The 19,667-nt window shown below is 70.3% G+C and carries 19 protein-coding genes and 1 tRNA gene; 10 read left to right on the top strand and 10 right to left on the bottom strand.

Annotated elements, in window-relative coordinates; all coding sequences use genetic code 11:
• Positions 1-4: 4 nt before the first annotated feature.
• Positions 5-574 (top strand): TetR/AcrR family transcriptional regulator, encoded by a 570-nt coding sequence (locus NE234_RS34665; protein ID WP_252785128.1) that lies wholly within the window; start codon positions 5-7, stop codon positions 572-574.
• Between the two features lie 220 nt (positions 575-794).
• Entirely contained in the window at positions 795-1,985 is a 1,191-nt protein-coding gene (locus tag NE234_RS34660) for an AAA family ATPase (RefSeq protein WP_252785127.1), read from the top strand.
• 229 nt (positions 1,986-2,214) lie between these two features.
• On the opposite strand, the gene NE234_RS34655 is transcribed toward NE234_RS34660, so the two are convergent.
• Positions 2,215-2,799, bottom strand: a complete 585-nt coding sequence (locus NE234_RS34655) for a cysteine hydrolase family protein (RefSeq protein WP_252785126.1) — start codon at positions 2,797-2,799, stop codon at positions 2,215-2,217.
• A gap of 71 nt (positions 2,800-2,870) precedes the next feature.
• Here NE234_RS34655 and NE234_RS34650 point away from each other — a divergent pair, with 71 nt between their 5' ends.
• Positions 2,871-3,824 (top strand): GlxA family transcriptional regulator, encoded by a 954-nt coding sequence (locus tag NE234_RS34650; RefSeq protein WP_252785125.1) that lies wholly within the window; start codon positions 2,871-2,873, stop codon positions 3,822-3,824.
• Here NE234_RS34650 and NE234_RS34645 read toward each other — a convergent pair.
• The 3 genes from NE234_RS34645 to NE234_RS34635 all read right to left on the bottom strand — a co-directional run bounded on the left by NE234_RS34645 (position 3,785) and on the right by NE234_RS34635 (position 6,794).
• Positions 3,785-4,966 (bottom strand): FAD-dependent monooxygenase, encoded by a 1,182-nt coding sequence (locus tag NE234_RS34645; protein WP_252785124.1) that lies wholly within the window; start codon positions 4,964-4,966, stop codon positions 3,785-3,787. The genes NE234_RS34650 and NE234_RS34645 overlap by 40 nt on opposite strands.
• A 200-nt stretch (positions 4,967-5,166) precedes the next feature.
• Complete coding sequence (locus tag NE234_RS34640) at positions 5,167-5,970, bottom strand: MauE/DoxX family redox-associated membrane protein (RefSeq protein ID WP_252785123.1); 804 nt, start codon at positions 5,968-5,970, stop codon at positions 5,167-5,169.
• Positions 5,970-6,794 carry a hypothetical protein gene (locus NE234_RS34635; RefSeq protein WP_252785122.1) on the bottom strand — a complete coding sequence of 275 codons (825 nt, stop codon included), beginning with the start codon at positions 6,792-6,794 and terminating at the stop codon, positions 5,970-5,972. Before NE234_RS34635 ends, NE234_RS34640 begins: the two co-directional genes overlap by 1 nt.
• Positions 6,795-7,156: 362 nt before the next feature.
• Here NE234_RS34635 and NE234_RS34630 point away from each other — a divergent pair, with 362 nt between their 5' ends.
• From NE234_RS34630 to NE234_RS34620, 3 genes are all read left to right on the top strand, one after another.
• Positions 7,157-7,675: a SigE family RNA polymerase sigma factor gene (locus NE234_RS34630; RefSeq protein ID WP_406567109.1), complete on the top strand. Its 519-nt coding sequence runs from the start codon at positions 7,157-7,159 to the stop codon at positions 7,673-7,675.
• Positions 7,676-7,693: 18 nt separating this feature from the next.
• Positions 7,694-9,373 carry a fatty acid--CoA ligase gene (locus tag NE234_RS34625; RefSeq protein ID WP_252785120.1) on the top strand — a complete coding sequence of 560 codons (1,680 nt, stop codon included), beginning with the start codon at positions 7,694-7,696 and terminating at the stop codon, positions 9,371-9,373.
• Between the two features lie 242 nt (positions 9,374-9,615).
• Positions 9,616-9,705 (top strand) — tRNA-Ser (locus NE234_RS34620).
• Positions 9,706-9,957: 252 nt separating this feature from the next.
• On the opposite strand, the gene NE234_RS46170 is transcribed toward NE234_RS34620, so the two are convergent.
• The gene (locus NE234_RS46170; protein WP_406567108.1) at positions 9,958-10,161 is read right to left on the bottom strand and encodes a DUF4259 domain-containing protein; all 204 of its coding nucleotides are present in this window, start codon (positions 10,159-10,161) and stop codon (positions 9,958-9,960) included.
• A gap of 260 nt (positions 10,162-10,421) precedes the next feature.
• A complete protein-coding gene (locus NE234_RS34615; protein ID WP_252785119.1) occupies positions 10,422-11,099 on the bottom strand; it encodes a hypothetical protein in 678 nt (225 codons plus the stop codon).
• Between the two features lie 120 nt (positions 11,100-11,219).
• Between NE234_RS34615 and NE234_RS34610 the strand changes: the two genes are divergently transcribed.
• On the top strand, positions 11,220-12,200 hold the full coding sequence (locus tag NE234_RS34610) for a LysR family transcriptional regulator (protein ID WP_252785118.1): 981 nt from the start codon (positions 11,220-11,222) through the stop codon (positions 12,198-12,200).
• A 111-nt stretch (positions 12,201-12,311) separates the two neighbouring features.
• On the opposite strand, the gene NE234_RS34605 is transcribed toward NE234_RS34610, so the two are convergent.
• Entirely contained in the window at positions 12,312-12,791 is a 480-nt protein-coding gene (locus NE234_RS34605) for a MarR family winged helix-turn-helix transcriptional regulator (protein ID WP_252785117.1), read from the bottom strand.
• Between the two features lie 86 nt (positions 12,792-12,877).
• On the opposite strand from NE234_RS34605, the gene NE234_RS34600 reads away from it, so the two are divergent.
• Both NE234_RS34600 and NE234_RS34595 read left to right on the top strand, forming a co-directional pair.
• Entirely contained in the window at positions 12,878-13,762 is an 885-nt protein-coding gene (locus NE234_RS34600) for an alpha/beta fold hydrolase (protein ID WP_252785116.1), read from the top strand.
• Between the two features lie 152 nt (positions 13,763-13,914).
• Positions 13,915-15,129, top strand: coding sequence for a phospholipase D-like domain-containing protein (locus NE234_RS34595; protein ID WP_252785115.1), 1,215 nt, complete (start codon positions 13,915-13,917; stop codon positions 15,127-15,129).
• A gap of 105 nt (positions 15,130-15,234) precedes the next feature.
• Here NE234_RS34595 and NE234_RS34590 read toward each other — a convergent pair whose 3' ends face one another.
• The 3 genes from NE234_RS34590 to add all read right to left on the bottom strand — a co-directional run bounded on the left by NE234_RS34590 (position 15,235) and on the right by add (position 17,955).
• A complete protein-coding gene (locus tag NE234_RS34590) occupies positions 15,235-15,747 on the bottom strand; it encodes a GNAT family N-acetyltransferase (protein ID WP_252785114.1) in 513 nt (170 codons plus the stop codon).
• 152 nt (positions 15,748-15,899) lie between these two features.
• Positions 15,900-16,862, bottom strand: coding sequence for an aldo/keto reductase (locus tag NE234_RS34585; protein ID WP_252785113.1), 963 nt, complete (start codon positions 16,860-16,862; stop codon positions 15,900-15,902).
• Between the two features lie 94 nt (positions 16,863-16,956).
• A complete protein-coding gene (gene add, locus NE234_RS34580) occupies positions 16,957-17,955 on the bottom strand; it encodes an adenosine deaminase (protein WP_252785112.1) in 999 nt (332 codons plus the stop codon).
• 534 nt (positions 17,956-18,489) lie between these two features.
• Between add and NE234_RS34575 the strand changes: the two genes are divergently transcribed.
• Positions 18,490-19,317 (top strand): hypothetical protein, encoded by an 828-nt coding sequence (locus NE234_RS34575; RefSeq protein WP_252785111.1) that lies wholly within the window; start codon positions 18,490-18,492, stop codon positions 19,315-19,317.
• Positions 19,318-19,667: the final 350 nt, after the last annotated feature.

Raw genomic sequence — 19,667 nt, 5'->3', positions numbered from 1 at the left:
CCTCATGAGTCTCAAGGTGGAACAGGGTGAGGCGACGCGGGCGGCACTGGTCGACGCCGCCATCGCCCTGTTCACCGACAAGGGCTTCGCCGAGACGTCGACGACGGAGATCGTTCGTCGCGCCGGCGTGACGCGCGGCGCGCTCTACCACCACTTCGCCGACAAGGAGGAGCTGTTCCGCGCGGCGCACGCGGCGATCGAGAAGGACATCTACCAGCGCGCCCGTACGGCCGCCGAGACGGCGGAGGGCGACGCGGTCGAGCGGTTGAAGGTCGGCCTCGACTCGTTCCTCGGCTCGTGTCTCGAGCCCGCGGTCCGGCGCATCGTGCTGATCGAGGGTCCGCTGGTGCTCGGCTGGGAGCGTTCGCTCGACTTCGACAACCCGTACTGCTCCCGGCGGCTGCTGCGGGCCTCCGTACGGGAGCTGCGTCCGGGGGAGGCGCCGGAGCCGCTCGCCCACCTGCTGTTCGGCGCGCTATGGCAGGCGGGTCTGGTCATCGCGGCGGCGCCGGACAAGCGCGCGGAGATGGCCGGCTCGCTCCATCGCATGATCGATACTTTGTTCGACCGATAGCGGGCGTTCCGCTGACGGGGCCGCTCGGGTGCGCTACCGTTGCAGAACTTCGAACACAGGTTCGACATTCTGTATGCGCATGTCTGAGGAGGCGGGGCCGGTGGCGATCCTCACCGCTCCGGGCGCGACGCGGTGCCGGCCGCACCGGCGCGCGACACGCCGTAGCACTTTCTACGGAAATCTACGGCCGCAGCTATATCCGCTCATAGAGTCCGAGAGCGTGGACCCCGTGCGCAATCCGTACGCCCCCGGCGCGGGGCAGCGGCCCCCAGAGCTCACCGGCCGCGACCGCGAGCTGCGGCAGTTCGAGGTGGTCCTCGAACGCGTCGCGCACGGCCGCCCCGAGCGCAGCATGATCCTGACCGGCCTGCGCGGCGTGGGCAAGACCGTGCTGCTCAACACGTTCCGGTCGATGGCGATCCAGCGGCTGTGGGGCACCGGCAAGATCGAGGCCCGCCCCGACCAGTCGATCCGCCGTCCCGTGGCCTCCGCCCTGCACATGGCCGTGCGCGAGCTGGCGCCCCGGCACCGCGCGCCCGACCGCATCGAGGGGTTCCTCGGGGTGTTGAAGGCGTTCGCACAGGCCGAGACCGAGCCGGCCAAGGGCAAGGCCGTCCCGCGCCGGTGGAACCCGGGCATCGACGTGCCCGCCGCACGGGGGCGCGCCGACTCCGGCGACCTGGAGATCGACCTGACCGAGCTGTTCGTCGACGCGGCCTCGGTCGCCACCGACCTCGGGGTGGGCATCGCACTGTTCGTCGACGAGATGCAGGACATCCCGGCCGACGACGTGTCGGCGCTGTGCGCGGCCTGCCACGAGCTGTCCCAGAGCGGCGGCCCGCTCATCGTCGTCGGCGCCGGGCTGCCGCACCTGCCCGCGGTGCTGTCGGCCAGCAAGTCCTACTCCGAGCGCCTCTTCCGGTACGCCCGCATCGACCGGCTCGACCGGTCCGCGGCCGACCTGGCGCTGCTCGCCCCGGCCGAGCGGGAGGGCGTGACCTTCACCCCGGACGCCCTCGACGCGCTCTACCAGGCGGCCGACGGCTACCCCTACTTCGTCCAGGCGTACGGCAAGGTCGCCTGGGACATCGCGCCCGAGACCCCGATCAGCGCGGACGACATCAAGGTCGCGGCCCCGGAGGCGGAGGGGGAGCTGGCGGTCGGCTTCTTCGGCAGCCGGTACGAGCGCGCGACCCCGGCCGAGCGCGACTACATGCGGGCCATGGCGTCGCTGGGCGACGACCCGGTGCCGACCTCCACCGTCGCCGAGGAGCTGGGCCGTAAGCCGTCCAGCCTCTCGCCGGCCCGCGACGGCCTGATCAAGAAGGGGCTGATCTACAGCGCGGAGCGCGGCCTGGTCGCCTTCACGGTGCCGCACTTCGGGCATTTCCTGCGGTCTCAGCCGGTCTGACTCCTCGGCGTCCGGCGGATCGTCCTTCCGCCGGCCGCGACCGTCTGACCTCGTATTTCGGTCTCTTGTGAACACGCTAGAGAGGCGTAGACGGCCCGATCGAGCGCCGGGCCTCGGGCGTCGAGCGGAATCTACGCCTGTCTAGCTGCGACGTTAGATAGCCCTAGAGAATGGTCGAGAGTCGACTCGAGGTCTCTATAGCGCTTTCTAGCCTGGAGGAAAGAGTCCGCTATACGCCCGCAGAGAGGCCGAGGACGTCGGCGGTGCGCAGGACGCGCGCGAACCGGCCGTGGTGCAGGCTGGCGGCCGTGGCCCGGGTGAGCTCCTCGGCGGTCACCGTCTCCCCGTCCGGGCCGACGGCGTCGAACGTGTGCATGGCGTCGATCGGGTAGAGCACGTCGTACCCGAGGTTGCCGCCCATGCGGGCGGTGGTCTCGTTGCACATGTTCGTCTGGATGCCGACGATCACGAGCTGGCCGATGCCCCGCTCGCGGAGCCAGCCGTCGAGGTCCGGCGTGCCGTAGAACGCCGAGTTGACGTTCTTGGTCACGAACAGGTCGGGCTCGGCGCCCTCGAACGCCGCGAGAACGACGTCCTTGATCGCGTTCCCCGGTGACGTCGGCGCCAGCGGCGATCCCTCGGCGCTGTCCTGCCGGACCAGCACGATCGGCCGGCCCGCCGACCGCCAGGCCCGGATGAGGGCCACGATGTTGTCCTCGGCGGCCGGGTTGTCGCGCCGGCCGAAGTACGGGTCCTCGAACCCCTTCTGGACGTCGATGACGATGAGTGCCGCGTTCTCGGTGAGTTCTGTCATGTCAGGGAGCATTCCGCGCACGGCGTCGGCCGACGAGTGGCAGAAAAGCCGGTGTGCGGTACTTTCCTGCCATGCGTACCGTCGGCGTCGTGGTCTGCGACGGCATCCGCCCCTTCGACTACGGCGTGATCACCGAAGTGTGGGGAGTCCCCCGCCCCGGCTGCCCGGACTTCGCGCTGTGGCGCTGCGGCGAGCGCCCCGTCGTGCTCGACCACGGCGTCACCCTCGCGCCCGACCGGGGCCTGGACGCGCTGACCGAGTGCGACCTGGTCGTCGTCCCCGGCCGGGTCGACGCCCTCGCCCCTGTGCCCGCCGCCGTCCTCGGCGCGCTGCGCGCCGCGTACGAGGCGAAGGTGCCCATCGCGTCGCTGTGCGCCGGGGCGTTCGTGCTGGGCGCGGCCGGCCTGCTCGACGGACGCCGGGCCGTCACCCACTGGGCGCTGACCGGCGCGCTCGCCGAGCGTCACCCCGCCGCGCGCATCCAGCCCGACGTGCTGTTCACCGAGGACGGCGGCATCTGGACCTCGGCGGGCACGGCGGCGGGCATCGACCTGTGCCTCCACCTCGTACGCCGGGCCCACGGCGCGGCCGTCGCCAACGCCATCGCCCGCCGCATGGTCACCGCCGCGCACCGGGAGGGCGGCCAGGCGCAGTTCGTCGAGCGCCCGGTCCCCGCCCCGGCCACCGCGCAGTCAGCCGTCGCCGACACCCTGGAGTGGGCCCGCCACCACCTGGCCGAGCCGCTGTCCGTGGCGGACCTGGCGAGGCGGTCGGGCACGGCTCCGCGGACGTTCGCCCGGCACTTCACGCAGCTGACCGGCACCACGCCCGCGCACTGGCTGATCCGGCAGCGCGTCGCCGAGGCGCAGCGCCTGCTGGAGACCACCGACCTGGCGGTCGAGCAGGTGGCGGCCCGCACCGGGTTCGGCACCGCCACCATGCTCCGCCGCCACTTCGCCCGCGTCGTCGGCGTCCCGCCCACGAGCTACCGCCGGACATTCGCCGGGTCCCCGGCCGGCGCGTAGTCCTTCAACGTGAGCGAGTTGACCACCTCCATGAGGCGCGCGATGTCGTCGTCCGGGACCGCGTCCTCGCCGGACGCCTCCAGGCGGTCCCGGTCGACCAGCGCGAGCGCCTGGTTCTTGGCGACGAAGTCCCGCAGTTCCGCCTCGTACGCCGCGAACCCGGCCTCGTGGTCGCCGCCGGCCGCCGCCAGCTCCCCCGCCAGGACGTACGCGCCGATGAGCGCCATGCTCGTCCCCTGACCCGACATCGGCGACCCGCAGTAGCCGGCGTCGCCCAGCAGCACGACCCGGCCGCGCGCCCAGCGGTCCATGTGGATCTGCGCCATGCCGTCGAAGTGGAAGTCCGGCGCGTCCCACATGTACTTCAGCGCGGTGGGGAAGACCCACACGTCGCCGACGCGGTCGGCCAGCAGCCGCTTCTGCGCCTCGATGTCCCGGTAGTCGTAGTCCAACGGCTCTTCGGACGAGAACCCGACGTACACCCGCACCTCGGTGTTGCCGCGGGCGGTCATCACGCCACCGCCGACGCCGTCCTCCATGCAGAAGGTCTGCCAGCGGTCGAGCCCGAGGAAGTTCGGCGCGGTGTAGACCCCGACGTACATCCCGAGGTGCTGGATGAAGTCGGTCTCGGGACCGAAGACCAGCCTGCGGACGTTCGAGTGCAGCCCGTCGGCGCCCACCACCAGGTCGTACGACCGTGCGACGCCGCTCTCGAACGTGACGTGCGCGCCCTCCTCGTCCTGGGCGATCGCGGCGATCGAGTCGTCGAAGAGGTACTCCACCCGGTCCCCCGCGGCCTCCCGCAGCAGGCCGACCAGGTCGTCCCGCATGATCTCGACGTCGGGTCCGTCGAGGGGGCCCCCGCTGAACGTCCGCTCGGTGCTGGAGTACAGCTCGTTGCCGGACCCGTCGACCATCGACGAGCCGCGCATGTCCGTCTTGAGCCGGCGCAGGTCCGCCAGGATGCCCATCCGCTCGGCGACGGTCAGCGCCGTGCCGCGTACGTCGATCGCCTGACCGCCGGGCCGGGGCTCGGCCGCCCGCTCCACGACGGTCACGTCGAAGCCGTGCCGTTCCAACCAGTACGCCTGCGCCAGACCCGCGATGCCGGCGCCGGAGATGAGAACGCGCGTGTTCCGCATGAGAGGACTCCCTGAGACTCGGATCAGACGCGGCGTTCCCGCGCCTGATCCGACTCTCACGCCCGGCGCGCACCGCGGGCTGACGGCCCGCTGGCAGCCCGCACCGGACCGATGTCAGCGCACCGTCAGCGTCCCCGGCGGACGGGTCTCGGCGTGCCGCCTGCGGCACTCGGCGGGCGGGAGTCGGCGTGCCGTCAGCGTCATCCGACGGGACTGTGCACCCGCTGCGGTCCGGAGTCGTCGTCCTGGCGATCCCACCCCGAGTCCCACGCCAGCCCGGCGCGTACGGCCGCCGGTCCCCCGTCGACCGGGACGGCGAACACCACCTCGACCGGCCGGCCGTCGACCTCGCCGGGGTAGACGAGGTAGCGGTGGCAGAGCTCACGCCACACGTCGGTGGGCTCGGCGGAGGTGAGGGACCCCGCGTGCTCGCGCCACGCGGGGCTCGGCCGCAGGGTCGCGTACGTCGCGTCGAGGGGGACCTCGCGCAGCTCGCACGGGACCGGATGCAGCCTGCGCTCGACCGCGGCCGCCAGCTCGGGGGACAGCGCGAGGAACGCCAGGCACTCCACGGCCAGCAGCGCCGCGGACCGGCCGTCCGCCGAGGCGAGGATCCGCGCGCCGGTACGGGGGACGCCGGCCGCCAGGATGGCCGCCCCGGTCAGCACCCCGGCCCGTACGACGCCCAGACGGCGCGCGGGCTCCGTGCTGAACCGGCCGAAACAGCCGCACGCCTCATCGGACCCGTGCCGTACGAGGTCGGCCACCACGGACGTGGCGGTCGCGAAGAACACCACGCTCGCCAGCCGCACCACGAACAGCGAGGTCGTCAGCAGCAGGACGCCGAGCAACGCCTCGCCGGCCGCGAGGGCCAGGACGGAGACGCCTCCCCCGTACCGGGTCGGGAGGGGTGTACGGCCCTGGGGGAGCGCCTTGCCGGCCGCCGCGGCCAGGAGCACGGCGGCCAGGAACGGAATCTGCACCTCGCGGAAGAGCTCGGTCATCATTGATCCACTCGTACCGTGACGTTGAAGCATCCGGCGTCCAGGTCGCCGCCCAGATCGACGAAGGCACTCCTCGACAGCTCGACCACCCGTCCGCGCGGTGACGTCCCGCACCGTACGCAGCGGTCGCAGAAGCGCGCCGCCAGGCAGCCGCACTCGATGACGGGCACGGACGCCTCCTGGCCGGTGCACTCGTTGCGGACCCGCACCACGCTGCCCAGCGAGAGGTACGGCAGCCGGGTCACCGGGCCGGTGCCGCAGCCACCGCTGTCGCCGTACGGGTCCAGGGCCGGGTACGCCGCGCCGCGCACGCCGTCGGGGTGGTCGAACCAGGTCGCCGTGCCGCGCAGGACCCGTACGGACCCGGCGACCCCGCGCGACGCCGGCTCGATCGCGTGCGGAGCGGGCTGGGGCGAGGTGTGCGCGGGCCGCAGCCCGAGGACCTCATGGCCCCGCCGGACCCCGATCACGTCCAGCAGCGCACCCGGCTCCAGCCGCGGATGACGCACCTGCACGCGTCGCAGCGCCTGCGCCGGCACGGTCACGGCGAGCCGCCCGCGATGCGGCCCCGCGTCGACCTCGAACACGTCGCCGACGCGCTTGGTGATCACGCCGGTGACCCGTGCGATGTCGACCCAGATCTGCTCCGCGGCCAGCCCTCCGGTCGCCGCCGGGCGCACCACGGCGTACCGGCCGGGGCGGAGCGCCGCGAGCTCGGCGCGGCCGTCGTACCAGATGGAGACGCTCGCCGACATGGGCAGCCGCACCTCGGAGCCGTCCCCCAGGGCGAGCGTGAGAACATGCGGACTGGCATCGACGATCACCCCCTCCAGCGCGCGCCGTGGCCAATGGTCTTCTCTTTCCGGATAATGCGGCGCGTCGCCCGACACCGCCGCCCGGAGCCTGCGTCGGCGGTGCATTAAATCGCGGGAAGGCAGCATGGGGGAAGCTCCGAACATCGATGACAGTGCTCACGGCCGTTGCGGCGGGAAGCCGCACGTCAAGCCTTACCCCACGCGTTCCTTCTGTCGACTCCTTTGTCCAAATCGGCCAAAGATGCCGATAGGTATACGTGACAGTTTTTCATGATTGATGCGCGGCGCGTTGGCCGAAACATGAGGCGCGAGTTGATCCGTAATTACGGTCCGCGTGCGATCGTCGGCATCGTCGGTACGAACTCCCCAGCATGCCGGGCGGTCCCGTGGGAACTGCGTCGCACGATGAGTTCCGTGACTTCGTCGCGGCACGGCGCCCCACGCTCCTGCGCGCCGCCCTCCTGCTCACCGCCGACCGTACCGAGGCCGAGGACCTCCTGCAGGCCGCCCTGGCAAGGACGTACCTCGCCTGGGACCGGATCAGGGACCGCTCCGCCCTCGACGGCTACGTCCGCCGCGCGATGGTGAACATCAACATCTCCTGGTGGCGGCGCCGCCGGCTGGAGGAGTACCCGACCGACGAGATGCCCGACACTCCCGTCGCCGACCACACCGGCCGCAGCGAACTGCGCGACGCCCTCGAACGCCTGCTGGACCGCCTGCCCGCCCGCCAGCGCGCGTACATCGTGCTGCGCTACTTCGACGACCTCACCGAGGCCGAGATCGCCGAAGCCCTCGGCGTCAGCGTCGGAACGGTCAAGAGCACCGTCTCCCGCGCCATGGCCAAACTCCGCGAGGACGCCGAGGAGGAGTTCGCCGCCCTGGACTGAGCGCGGATTTGCCCGGACATGCTGACATGGGACTGTGCGGAGGACCACAATCCGGTCACACCCTCGAGCGTGGAGGCCGCCGTGTGGAGCACGATGCAGGACTATCCGCTGACCATCTCCTCGATCATGCGATACGGCACCCAGATCTCCGGTGACGCCGAGGTCGCGACCTTCACCGGCGACGGGATGCGGCGCACGTCCTACGCCGAGCTCGGCCGCCGCGCCGCCCGGCTGGCGAACGCCCTCCGCCGTCTCGGCGTCGACGCCGACCAGCGGGTCGCGACCTTCCAGTGGAACAACACCGAGCACCTGGAGGCGTACCTCGCCGTCCCGTCGATGGGCGCGGTCCTGCACACCCTCAACATCCGGCTCGCCGCCGACCAGCTCGTCTACATCGCCGACCACGCCGAGGACGACGTCGTCATCGTCGACGACAGCCTGGTCCCTCTCCTCGCCGCCGTCCTGCCCCGGATGAAGACGGTCCGCCACGTGATCGTCGTGGGTGAGGCCGACGTGACGCCGCTGGAGTCGGCCGGCAAGGAGCTGCACTCGTACGAGGCCCTGCTCGCCGCCGAACCCGACACGTTCGACTGGCCGGAGATCGACGAACGCCAGGCCGCGGCCATGTGCTACACCAGCGGCACCACCGGCAATCCCAAGGGCGTCGTCTACTCCCACCGCACCGCGTACCTCCACTCGATGGCCGTCTGCACCGGCAACGCCGTCGGGCTCTGCGCCACGGACCGCGTCCTGCCGGTCGTGCCGATGTTCCACGCGAACGCCTGGGGCCTCCCGTACGCCGCCCTCATGGCCGGCGCGTCGCTGGTCATGCCCGACCGGTTCCTGCAGCCCGAGCCGCTCGTCCGCATCATCGAGGACGAACGCCCGACCGTCTCCGGCGCGGTCCCGACCATCTGGAACGAGGTCCTCCGGTACGCGCGGGAGAACGAGTCCGACCTCAGCTCCCTGCGCCTCGTCCCCTGCGGCGGCTCGGCCGTCCCCGAGTCCCTGCTCCGTGCGTTCGACGACCTCGGCGTACGGATCGTGCAGGCCTGGGGGATGACCGAGACCTCCCCCGTCGCCTCGATCGCGCACCCGCCGCCCGCCTGCCCCGACCCCTGGCGGTACCGCGCCACCCAGGGCCGCATCCTCAGCGGCCTGGAGGTCCGCGTCGTCGGCGACGGCGACACGGCCCTGCCCGCCGACGGCACCTCCGTCGGCGAGATCGAGATCCGCGGCGCCTGGATCACCGGCTCGTACTACAAGGACGAGGACCCCTCGAAGTTCCACGACGGGTGGCTGCGCACGGGCGACGTCGGCACGGTCTCCCCCGACGGCTACCTCGTCCTCACCGACCGCGCCAAGGACGTCATCAAGTCCGGCGGCGAGTGGATCTCGTCGGTCGACCTGGAGAACCACCTGATGGGCCACCCGGACGTCATCGAGGCCGCCGTCATCGGCGTTCCCGATCCGAAGTGGCAGGAACGCCCGCTCGCCTCCGTCGTCCTCCGCGAAGGCGCCGGCACCTCCGCCGACGAGCTGCGCGCCTACCTCGCCGAACGCGTACCGAAGTGGCAGGTCCCGGAGCGCTGGTCCTTCATCGCCGCCGTCCCGAAGACCTCGGTGGGCAAGTTCTCCAAGCGCACCCTCCGCCAGATGTACGCCGACGGCGCCCTGGAAGTCACCGAAACCACCTAGCCCCGCCCCTCAGCCCCCGCCGCGGTCCGTCCCGACGGCGAGGTGGCGAGAGCAGGGTGGGGCGCCGCGGGGTGTCGTCAGCGGGCGCTCAGCGCCGAGGATCCTCGTCGCCGGAGCGACGAAAACCCTCGGCGCAAGGCCACCGGGCGACCGCGTACGGGCCTGATTCGAGCGACGTGGCCTAACGCTTTGCCGGTAGGGGCTGATGCCCGGTACGCTGTGTGCGGCCTGGTGGCCACCGAGGAGGCTTCGCCTAGTCCGGTCTATGGCGCCGCACTGCTAATGCGGTTTGGGCTTACCGTCCATCCGGGGTTCAAATCCCCGAGCCTCCGCCCAGTGATCAGGGCCTTCCCCAGCAGACGACGGGGAAGGCCCTTGATCGTTCCTGGGGCACCTGCGGCCCCAGTTGCAGTTCCCGTTGCAGTTGCTACTCCTCGTCCCACAGGGCAGCGGCCATCCGGGCACTGGTGTCGGTCCCTCCGGCCGTGCCGGTCGGGCGGCCGCATACCGCGATCGACGGCAGCAGACCTCGCAGCGTCATCAGAACCGTGCCACCGCGCGCCGGAACCGCTCCAACTCCACCGCTACCTGGTCGAGCGCGTTCGATCGAACCCACAGGTCATGCCACTCGTTGTCGACCGGGTCCAGCAAACGGCCGAGTGCACGGCCGGCCAACGCCGTGTCAAAACCTTGCGTAGGTCAGCAGGCGCATCGTTCGTCCGCTCCAGCTCAGCAAGGAAGTCATCGGCCGCATCGTTATCGAAAGGGCCATATCCCCAAGCACCCACGGCAGCTCCCACAGTCGTCCGAATCAACGCAGCAAAGACCGCGCCTCCGGCGGGGGCACCTCGGGGATGCCCGACACCGCACTTGGCGCAAGGTCGGTCAGTGGCTGAGGTGGAAGCCGAGCGCTCAGCGCCGCCTCAGCCGCACTGCTCACCGCATACGCCGGGCCCCGAGAAGCGACGTGCGCCGGATGTGGCGCACGTCGCATGATCCGGTCGATCCTGGAGCAGTGGGGAACCCGACCGGTCCAGGGCGCCCGAGGCTATTGCCGCCGCTCCACGGCGGCCCGGATCTTACGCATGATGGGGCCGATGTTCGCCGCGGTCTGGTTGTAGAAGATCTGCCGGGCGCCTCGGGGCTGCCGGAGGAAGACGACGCCGAAAGTGGTGGTGCTCATCCAGGAGCAGGAGGTGCCCTCGGCGGCGATCATGCCCGACTGACCGAGCGTCTGGTTGCAGATGGCCGCTCCGCCGTGGGGGCCCGGATCGGTGTCCTCCCAACTCGACGTCATTCGAGCGGTGCCGACGACCTGCGTCTGTGGTGGTCTCCAGAGCTTGGCGTGAAGTGTCGCGGGGTCGAAGCCGCTCCCGTTGAGCCCGGCGAACACCGCGTACAGCTGATCGGCCTTGTCCTCGTAGACCGCGGAGATCTGGGTGCCGGAGATGCCGAGTGCCCGGGTCTGCCCCGCCAGCGCCTGGGCCAGCATGCGCTGCTGGTCGGCGGTCATGCGGTACCGCGGGTAGGCGCCGATCCTGGGCGGGGTGGTGAGGACGTACGCCTTGGCGGGCGCGGCCGGTGCGGCCGTGGCCCGGGTCGGAGCGCCGGCCGATGCCCGCGGACCACCGCCGCCGGAGGCGTGGTCGGGGCCGCACGCGGTGGCGGTGAGGACGCAGGCGAGTGCGACCGCGCCGTACACCGCGCGTGATCTTGGGCGTGACATGGTCAGTTCCTTCGGTGAGGGATTCGACGTGGCATGTCGCGACCCGGACATCGTCGCGATCGGCGTTCGAGGGCGGCAATACGGCATCACTCAACCCACCGATTAGAAATACTTAACGCCATGGAGCTCGATCCGAGGCGGCTGCTCCTGTTGCGGGCGATCGCCGACGGCGGGTCCCTGGCCGCCGCCGCACGCGTTCTCGGCCATACTCCCTCCGCCGTCTCCCAGCAGCTCAGCCGGTTGGAGCGGGATGTCGGCATGCCGCTCGTGGATCGGGCGGGCGGGCCGCTGCGACTCACCGTGGCGGGGCGGCTGCTGGCCGACAGCGGCGAGCGCATCGCGGAGGCACTGACCGACGCGGCGCGCCGGCTGAGCGCGCTGAGCGGCCGGGTGAGCGGTCCCGTCTCGATCGGCGCGCCCCTCGACGGCCTCAGCCAGCTGACCACGGATACCGCTGCGGAACTGACCGTCACTCACCCGGCGCTGGTCCCCAGGTTCGTCGAGACCGCGATCGTCGAGGGGCTGCACGCGTTGCGGCTGGGAGACCTGGACGTCCTGCTGGTCGCCGATGACCTGGACACCGCCCTGCCCCTGCCTCTCGGCGTCCGCGCCCGCGTCCTGTTCCGCGACGAGTACCGGATCGTGGTCCCGGACGGGTGGCCGGCTCCGCGGACGGTCCAGGAGTTGTCCGGCCGCCCGTGGATCACGATGTCGGAGTCCTCCGCCAACGGCCGCGCCCACGAAAGGCTGATGGCCGCGCATGGGATTCGGCCTTCACTGGAGCACTGCGCGCTGCATCAGGCCGGGGTACGCGCCATGGTGGCCGCACGGCTCGGCGCCACGGTCGTTCCCGCGTTCGTCGGCGCGCAACTGCGACAGCTCGAGAACGCCACCATCACCGACCTGCCGGTCACCGGGTACTACATCGTCAGAGTGCTGTGGCGCACCAGCCGCCCGGACGTCGTCGCGGCTGCGGACGCCGCCGCCGACGCGGTGATGCGGGCGACTCACATGGCGATGGAACGCGCGGGAGACGCGGGGATGACCGAGAAGGAACCCACCATCCGCATGATCCGTGACCCCAGCGAGCAGCAGGTCTGAGCCGGCGCTCGGACCGGGCGGGTCAGGGCTCGGGGTGATCGGCCGGTGTCGACGGTCATGCGCGCCGGCACCGTACGGTCGCTCATGGGAGAGCGCGCTCGTAGCGGTGGCTCAGACCGGATCGCCGACGTCGCGGGCGATCCAGCCGGGCGTGTCGAAGCGCACGGGCTGCGCGCCCACCAGTGCGGTCAGGTGCTTTTCGATGGTCTCCAGTTCGGCGGCACCGATCTGCTTCGCCCACTGTTCACGTAGCTCGTCAAAGATCGCCTCACCCTGGCGCAACACCTCGAAGCCGAGCGCGGTGACCTGAAGCCGCTTGCGGCGGCCGTCGCGTGGATCCGGCTCGCGTGTCACGTATCCGCGCTCCTGGAGCACCACGATGGTCTTCGCCGCCGACTGCTTGGTGATCGACAGGCGGCGGCCCAGCTCCGAGGCGCTGTCGGCGCCTGCGGCGATGGCTCGCAGGGCGAAGTCGTGGACGGGTCGCACGTCCTCGTGCCCGCGCTCGGCCAGTTCGACGATCGCGGCGTCCACGAGCGTACGGAAGCCCCCGAGCAGCAGTAGCGCGAGATCGGCACCAGAGCGAGACATGCGGCAAGACTACGGCACCCTCTGGACTTCGACAGTCTTGGTGTCTATATTTCGACAGCCATGGTGTCTAGTCGAGGAGAAGAAACATGACCACACCAGCGAGTCCCACGGTGCCGGGGATCGCCCACCACCGTGCCCACGTCAACGGAACGACCCTGCACTACGTCGCCGCGGGAACCGTGGGCTCCGCGATCCTGCTGGTCCACGGCTTCCCCGAGACGTGGTACGCCTTCCGCCGGCTCATCCCCCTGCTCGCCGCGAGTCACCGGGTCTTCGCCGTCGATCTGCGCGGCTTCGGCGACTCGGACGTCGCGCCGAGCGACTTCACCAGCACGACCGCGGCCGAAGACCTGCACCAGCTGATCGCACACCTCGGCATCGGCCCGGTCCACCTCACGGGGCAGGACATCAGCGGGGCGACGGTCTTCCGACTGGCCACCACCCACCCCGAAGACGTGCTCAGTCTCACCGCCATCGAGATGGGTCTGGCCGGGTTCGGTCTCGAGATGCTGGCCGACATCACCCGCGGTGGTGCCTGGCACATCGGGGCCCTCACCGCGCCCGGCATTCCCGAGATGCTCCTGACCGGCCGCGAACGCGAGTTCCTCGGGCGGTACGCATTCCCCTCCATGATCGCCGATGCGGACATCGACGAGTTCGCCCGCACGTACGCGCGTCCCGACGGCTGGCGCGGCGCGATCGGCCTCTACCGGTCGATGCTGCGGGAGGGCCCCGAGATCCAGGCCCTCGCCGAATCACCTGGCCTGAACGTGCCCGTGCTCGCGGTCGGCGCCGGGGGCGGTTCCTTCACGGCCGACACCATGTCCCGCGCCGCGTCGTCGGGAATCAGCTCCGTCCGGCTCGACGGTGTCGGCCACTACGCCGCGATGGAGGCCCCCGAAGAGCTGGCGAAGGCCGTTCTCGCCTTCGTCGACGGCATCGACTCCTCTACCGCGACGTCGCCGAAGTGATCAGCGACGGCGGCGTACACATGTCGCTGTATGGCCGAAGCGGGTCGCAAACTTCCCTTATGCCGTTCCCGTAGTTAAAGTCCTCATAGGCTTTTTCCAGGGGAACGGGGAGATGCGTGCGGTATTTCACCTTCCGGCGTATGGTGGCGAGAATGTCCGCCATCGGGTTGGTCGGCGTGGGGGTCGGTTCCGTCGGCGTCGGTACGGCGAGTGCGGCGTTCAGCCCGCAAGCGGGGCCGGTCTTCAACGACCCTGAGGGCGGTTCGGCCCGGCAGTACGCGATTGTCCGACAGATCGAGCACAACATCGACACGGCTCCCAAAGGGTCGGTGATCCGGGTCGCGGTGTACAGCATGACTCTGAACGACTTCGCCGACAAGCTGATCGCCGCACATAAGCGCGGAGTTCATGTGAAGGTCCTCATGGACCAGCATTCCAAGAATGCCATCTGGAAACGTCTCGTGGCCGCACTCGGTAGCAAGGTGAGCACCAAGAGCGCGAGCAGCTATGCGGCGCTGTGTTACGGCGGATGCATCAGCCATGACTACTCGGGCGGCGAATCGGCGGCGTGGCTCCACGCGAAGTACTACCTCTTCTCCGGCGGAGGCAGGCGCACCGTGACCGTCTCCAGCGCGAACCCCACGACCGCACAGGCGAAGGTCGCCTGGAACAACAGCTACACGGTGGTCGGCAACACGGGCCTCTACAACGCCTACGTCAAATACTTCACCGACATGTCGAGAGGCGCGACAGGCGCTCACAAGAAGGACTATTACTGGACGTACGGTTCGAACCCGAAGGCGTACTACTGGCCCAAGGCCAGGAGCGGCAGCGACACGATCCTGAGTGCGTTGAAGCTCGTCACCTGTTCGAAGACTTATCCCACTCAGATTCGTATCGCGATGTTCGAGTGGACCGATAACCGGCTGTCACTCGCCAAGCAGGTCGCCGCCATGGCATCCAAGGGATGTAGGGTGACGGTGCTTTACACCAAGAGCGCGGTGTCCTCGAGCGTTCGGTCGACTTTGGCGAAGTCGAGGGCTGATGTACGGGACTCGACGCACGGCAGAAACAGTAAGGGATATGCCGAGCACTACACGCACAACAAGTATTTGCTGATCGACGGCAGATACAACGGGGCGAGCGGGCGGAAGGTCGTCTTCACCGGCTCGGCGAACTACACCGCGAATTCGCTCTATCACAATGACGAGTCGGACCTGAAGATCACTAGTACGGCCGTTTACCGAGCCTACTTGGCGAACTTCAACGCTGAGCTCGCATCGATTTCGTCCGCCGGGGCGAAACAACGGGCCCTCGGGCAGAGCCCGACGATCCCGGTCGACCCCGCCGAGATCGCGGACAGCTGATCGAGTCCATCGGGCGGTTCCGGATCTCGGGGTCGCCGTGGACCGCCGTTCGCCGGGGGCTCCGCGCCGTCGGACGCGGAGCCCCCGGCGACCACGAGCGCAGGATCACTCGGATCGAAGGGGCTTGCGGAGGATGACCCCTTGTCTGCGGTAGGCCATCCGCTTCTCGTAGAAAGGGACGGACAGCGGGCTGCTCAGGTTCGTGTCGGTCACCGCGACCTCCGCGCCCTCACCCCGCCCCCACTCCTCGGCGGCCTCCATCAGCGCCGTGCCGACACCCTGGCGGCGGTACTCCGCGACGACCGCGAGCGCGTTGATCACCAGGCGCACCCGCGACAGGTCCCGCTGGAGCTGCCAGCGGGCGTCCGGGGCGGGCCGGATCACCGCGGCCTCGATGACCCCGATCACCCGCCCGTCGTCCTCGGCGACCAGGCAGACGGTGTCGTCCCCCTGTGATCGGCCGATGGACTGCTCGAACCACTCGACGAGTCCCTCGGGGTCGGGTTCCTGAACGACCTCCGGCACGATCGCGGCGTAGTGGCGGCCGGCGTCTCGCCAGGCCCGCGCACAGCCCTCGCCGTCTCCCGGCCGGACCTTCCTCACCATGACTCCGCTCATGCCGTCCATCGTGAACGGCCGGCGTCGGATCGAGGGCGTGAACGCGTCAGGGACGCGTCCTCCGCGGCGATGGATACTGCGGCGCCCGTACACCTTCTGGAGGCAGAAGGTGCACGGGCCATCGCCTTCACGCCGGTCGTGCGGGGCCGACCTCACCCGGTGATCTCGGCGAGCTTCCGCAGGTCGTCGTCGCTCGGGATCCACTGTGCGGCCTCGACGTTCGTACGGATCTGCTCCGGCGAGGTCGCACCGGCGATCACCGAGGCGACGGCCGGCTGGGCGGCGAGCCCGCCGATCGCCACGTTCAGCATCGACACGCCGCGCTGGTCGGCGAACTCGCGGATCGCCTCGATGGTGTCCCAGTCCGCGTCCGCGTGCATGGAACGCCGGCTGTCGCCGATCCGCGTCCCGGCCGGAGGCTCCTCGTCCCGCCGGTACTTGCCGGTCAGCAGGCCGGACTCCAGCGGGAAGAACGGCAGCATGCCGACGCCGTAGGCCTGGCAGGCGGGGATGAGCTCCGCCTCGGGGTCACGGTGGAGCAGGTTGTAGTAGTTCTGCGCGCTGATGAAGCGGGCGCCGCCCGCGGCGCGGGCGACGTAGTCGGCCTCGACGACCTGCCATCCGGCGAAGTTCGAGGAGCCGATGTAACGGACCTTGCCCTCGCGGACGAGCTCGTCCAGCGCGGCGAGCGTCTCCTCGATCGGGGTCACGCCGTCGGGCGCGTGGTACTGGTAGAGGTCGATGTGGTCGGTGCGCAGCCGGCGCAGAGACGCTTCGACGGCCCGGCGGATGTAGCGCCGGGACCCGCGCGCGCCGAAGTCGGGACCGTTCGCGCCGCGCATGTCCATCCCGAACTTGGTGGCGACGACGACATCGTCGCGGCGGCCGGCGAGGCACTGTCCGAGGAGGTCCTCGGACAGGCCCGGCTCGGCACCGTAGATGTCCGCCACGTCGAACAGGGTGATGCCGGCGTCGAACGCGGCGTCGATGACCTTTCTGGTGCCTTCGAGCGTCTCCGTACGGGTTTTCGCGCGGCCCAGGTTGTTGCACCCGAGACCGACGACGGAGACGACGAGGCCGGAGTCGCCCAGCGGGCGATACGCCATATCGGACATGTTTCCGACCCTAATGAGGATGGCCGCGGACCTGCGGGCAGGGGCACGCCGCCGTGCCGGCGCTTACCCGCAGGTTTCCGGTGACCGCCCCCGGTCAGGGGGCGGGGGTGGTGAGCCATGCGTCGATCTCTCGGCGCAGCCGGGCCTTGGTCGGCTCCGGGGCGAACGACGCTTCGACTCCCGCCCGTGACAGTTCGGCCAGCACGGCGTCGTCGTATCCGAAGGCGGTGCGGATCCGGGCGTACTCCTCGGTCGTCGTGGTGCCGATGATGACGGGGATGTCGGTGTTCACCGTCACGACGAGGCCGGCGTCGCGCAGCCGGGGCAGCGGGTGCGCGGCGAAGGAGGGCGCGAGGCCGAGCGCGACGTTCGACGAGGGGCACACCTCCAGGGGCAGGCCCCGGTCCCGTACCTCGGCGACCAGGTCCGCGTCGTCCAGGATCCGGATCCCGTGTCCCAGCCGCTCGGCGTGGCCGACGGTGATCGCCTCGCGGATGCTCTCCGGCCCGCAGGTCTCCCCCGCGTGGTGGACGAGGTGGAGGCCCGCGTCCCGCGCCGACTCGATGACCTCGGCGAACGGCGCGAGGGGATGGGACTCGTCCCCGGCGAGGCCGATGCCGATGACGCCGCGGTCCGCGTACCGCACGGCCAGGTCCACCGTGCGCCGGAAGCGGTCGACCGAGCGCCGGCGGGAGTGGTCGAGCAGGACCCGGCATTCGATGTCGTACGCGGCCTGTCCTTCGGCGAGCCCGTCGAGCACGGCTTCGAGGGGCATGTCCGGGCTGCCCAGGCGCTCACCGTGCGCGGCCGCGGTGAAGGTGACCTCGGCGTACCGCGTCCCCTGCGCGGCCTCGTCCGCGCAGAACTCCAGGGCGACACGGCGGAAGTCCTCCGGCCGGCGCAGGCAGTCGCGTACGAGCGTGCCGAGGTCGGCGAACCGGCCGAAGCCGTCGAAGACGACCGGCCCGTCGGCGGGCGGCTCCGGAACCGGCACACCGTTGGCCGTCCCGATCTCCCCGAGCGTCGCCCAGCGAATGGTGCTCTCCAGGTGGACGTGCAGGTGGGCCTTGGGGAGGAGGGTCAGGTCGCGCACCCGGCGCAGCTTAGAGACCGGATATCGACATGTCATCCGATTTCTGCCGCCGCTGCGAACATCGGCGGCCCGCCGGTCCGGGGGGATGCCGGAAACCGGGTAAGGGCAACGTCAAGGATCTGCGGCGATCGGGACACGCTCCATTGCCCGCCGTTTGCCCTTCCGGCTCCGCGCTGAGCTCCCCTGAGTCTCGCCGTGGAGAACCCGGCCGCGCGGCGGGTCAGCCCTTTACATAGGGAGTCGGCGTCCCCCGGCGGGCCGGAAAGGCGGTGTTAGCCTTTCCACCGGTCAGCAAGAACCTTCGACTTTTCGAGATCACCGGCCACCTGGAGGGTGCGTGAAGCGGTACGACCCGTACGCGTGGATGGCATTTCGCGTCACGCGTCCGAATCACCGCTCAAGCATCCAGATCGCCGCTTTCGCGGGCACGATGGCTGCATCTCGCGCACATTCCGATTCAACGTGATCGTGCGATCCCGCCGCGACGGAAAATCACCGCATCATCACTGGAAAACAGACACCCTTGGGGGACCAATGCGTAAATGGACTGTTCGCGCCGCCCGCGCCCTCCTCGTCGGAGCCGCGTTCGCGGCGGTCGGCGGCGGCATCGCCAACGCCGACACCAACACCACGCGCGGCGACCGCAGCCTCCTCGGTGGCGTGCTCGCGGACGTCACGGCCCCCGTGACCGCTCCGATCACCGCCAACAACCTGCTGCGGGGCGCCACCGTCAACGCGGCGAACGGCAACGCCCTCAACGCGCTGAGCCCGCGTTCGAGCGCGGTCACGGGCGCCACGCAGCGCCTCAGCTACATCAGCCACCACACCCACGGCATCGAGGCGACCTCGATCGGCAGCGACGACAAGGTCAGCGCGCCGGTGACCGTCCCGATCCTGATCTGCGGCAACGCGATCTCCGACAAGGGCCTGGGCACCGCGGCGTGCCACGGCCACTCGAGCATCAGCAGCGGCAGCGCGTCGTCGCAGGCGAACGCCACCTGCCCCGCCACCTGCTCGTCGTCGACCCAGGTGAACGCCGAGCCCGCCAAGCCCGCCGCTCCGGCCTGCCCGGCGGCCTGCGCTCCGGCGGCCCAGCCGCCGGCGCAGACCACCACGCACGAGGCGCCCGCCTGCGCCCAGGCGTGCTCGCAGCCGATCGGCGCGCCGGTCTGCCCTGAGGCCTGCAGCCAGTCCTCGACGCAGAACACCGCTTCCTCGTCGACCCACCTGCTCAGCAACGACCAGGTCAGCGCTCCGGCCACGATGCCCATCACCATCTGCGGCAACGCGGGCGCCATCCGCGGTCTGGCCGCGGCGGCCTGCGACGGGAACGCCTCCTTCGCCAAGGGTGGCAATTCCTGACCCGGAGATTCCATTCCGCCCGGCCGGTCCTCCGGCCGGGCGGTTTTCATTTCACCCGGTGCGCCGTCTTCCCGCCCTTCTCGGAGCAGGGAAGGCGGCGTTCCGTTTACCGGCGGCTGGTGTATTCAAATCCCGGGACTGACTTCTTGTTATAGGAGACCCGGCCGGAATCCGGATGGCGGGGATTGCGGCGAAAAGGGTAATGGTACGCGCCCCGCCTTTCAGGGTAGATCATGCGCTGAAAAGGCTCACTCGCCATTTGGAGGATGGTGGATGAAGTCGACGTATCACGACCGCGTTCGGGCCGGTAAAGCGCACCTCGGTGTGGCGGGCCCCGCTTTACTGCGATA

Origin of the sequence: Actinoallomurus rhizosphaericola (genome assembly GCF_024055675.1) — a bacterium.
GTDB classification, from domain to species: Bacteria; Actinomycetota; Actinomycetes; order Streptosporangiales; family Streptosporangiaceae; genus Actinoallomurus; species Actinoallomurus soli.
Note: the sequence above shows the minus strand (reverse complement) of the source record. Positions and strands in the feature narration are given on the sequence as shown.

Excerpts from the sequence above, each read along its gene's own strand:
- NE234_RS34590 (WP_252785114.1), bottom strand. The coding sequence starts at position 15,747 with ATGAGCGGAGTCATGGTGAGGAAGGTCCGGCCGGGAGACGGCGAGGGC.
- NE234_RS34625 (WP_252785120.1), top strand. The coding sequence starts at position 7,694 with ATGCTGACATGGGACTGTGCGGAGGACCACAATCCGGTCACACCCTCG.
- NE234_RS34640 (WP_252785123.1), bottom strand. The coding sequence starts at position 5,970 with ATGACCGAGCTCTTCCGCGAGGTGCAGATTCCGTTCCTGGCCGCCGTG.
- NE234_RS34605 (WP_252785117.1), bottom strand. The coding sequence starts at position 12,791 with ATGTCTCGCTCTGGTGCCGATCTCGCGCTACTGCTGCTCGGGGGCTTC.
- NE234_RS34665 (WP_252785128.1), top strand. The coding sequence starts at position 5 with ATGAGTCTCAAGGTGGAACAGGGTGAGGCGACGCGGGCGGCACTGGTC.
- NE234_RS34610 (WP_252785118.1), top strand. The coding sequence starts at position 11,220 with ATGGAGCTCGATCCGAGGCGGCTGCTCCTGTTGCGGGCGATCGCCGAC.
- NE234_RS34645 (WP_252785124.1), bottom strand. The coding sequence starts at position 4,966 with ATGCGGAACACGCGCGTTCTCATCTCCGGCGCCGGCATCGCGGGTCTG.
- NE234_RS34650 (WP_252785125.1), top strand. The coding sequence starts at position 2,871 with ATGCGTACCGTCGGCGTCGTGGTCTGCGACGGCATCCGCCCCTTCGAC.
- NE234_RS34630 (WP_406567109.1), top strand. The coding sequence starts at position 7,157 with ATGCCGGGCGGTCCCGTGGGAACTGCGTCGCACGATGAGTTCCGTGAC.
- NE234_RS34595 (WP_252785115.1), top strand. The coding sequence starts at position 13,915 with ATGTCCGCCATCGGGTTGGTCGGCGTGGGGGTCGGTTCCGTCGGCGTC.
- NE234_RS34655 (WP_252785126.1), bottom strand. The coding sequence starts at position 2,799 with ATGACAGAACTCACCGAGAACGCGGCACTCATCGTCATCGACGTCCAG.
- NE234_RS34600 (WP_252785116.1), top strand. The coding sequence starts at position 12,878 with ATGACCACACCAGCGAGTCCCACGGTGCCGGGGATCGCCCACCACCGT.
- NE234_RS34575 (WP_252785111.1), top strand. The coding sequence starts at position 18,490 with ATGCGTAAATGGACTGTTCGCGCCGCCCGCGCCCTCCTCGTCGGAGCC.
- NE234_RS34615 (WP_252785119.1), bottom strand. The coding sequence starts at position 11,099 with ATGTCACGCCCAAGATCACGCGCGGTGTACGGCGCGGTCGCACTCGCC.
- NE234_RS34585 (WP_252785113.1), bottom strand. The coding sequence starts at position 16,862 with ATGTCCGATATGGCGTATCGCCCGCTGGGCGACTCCGGCCTCGTCGTC.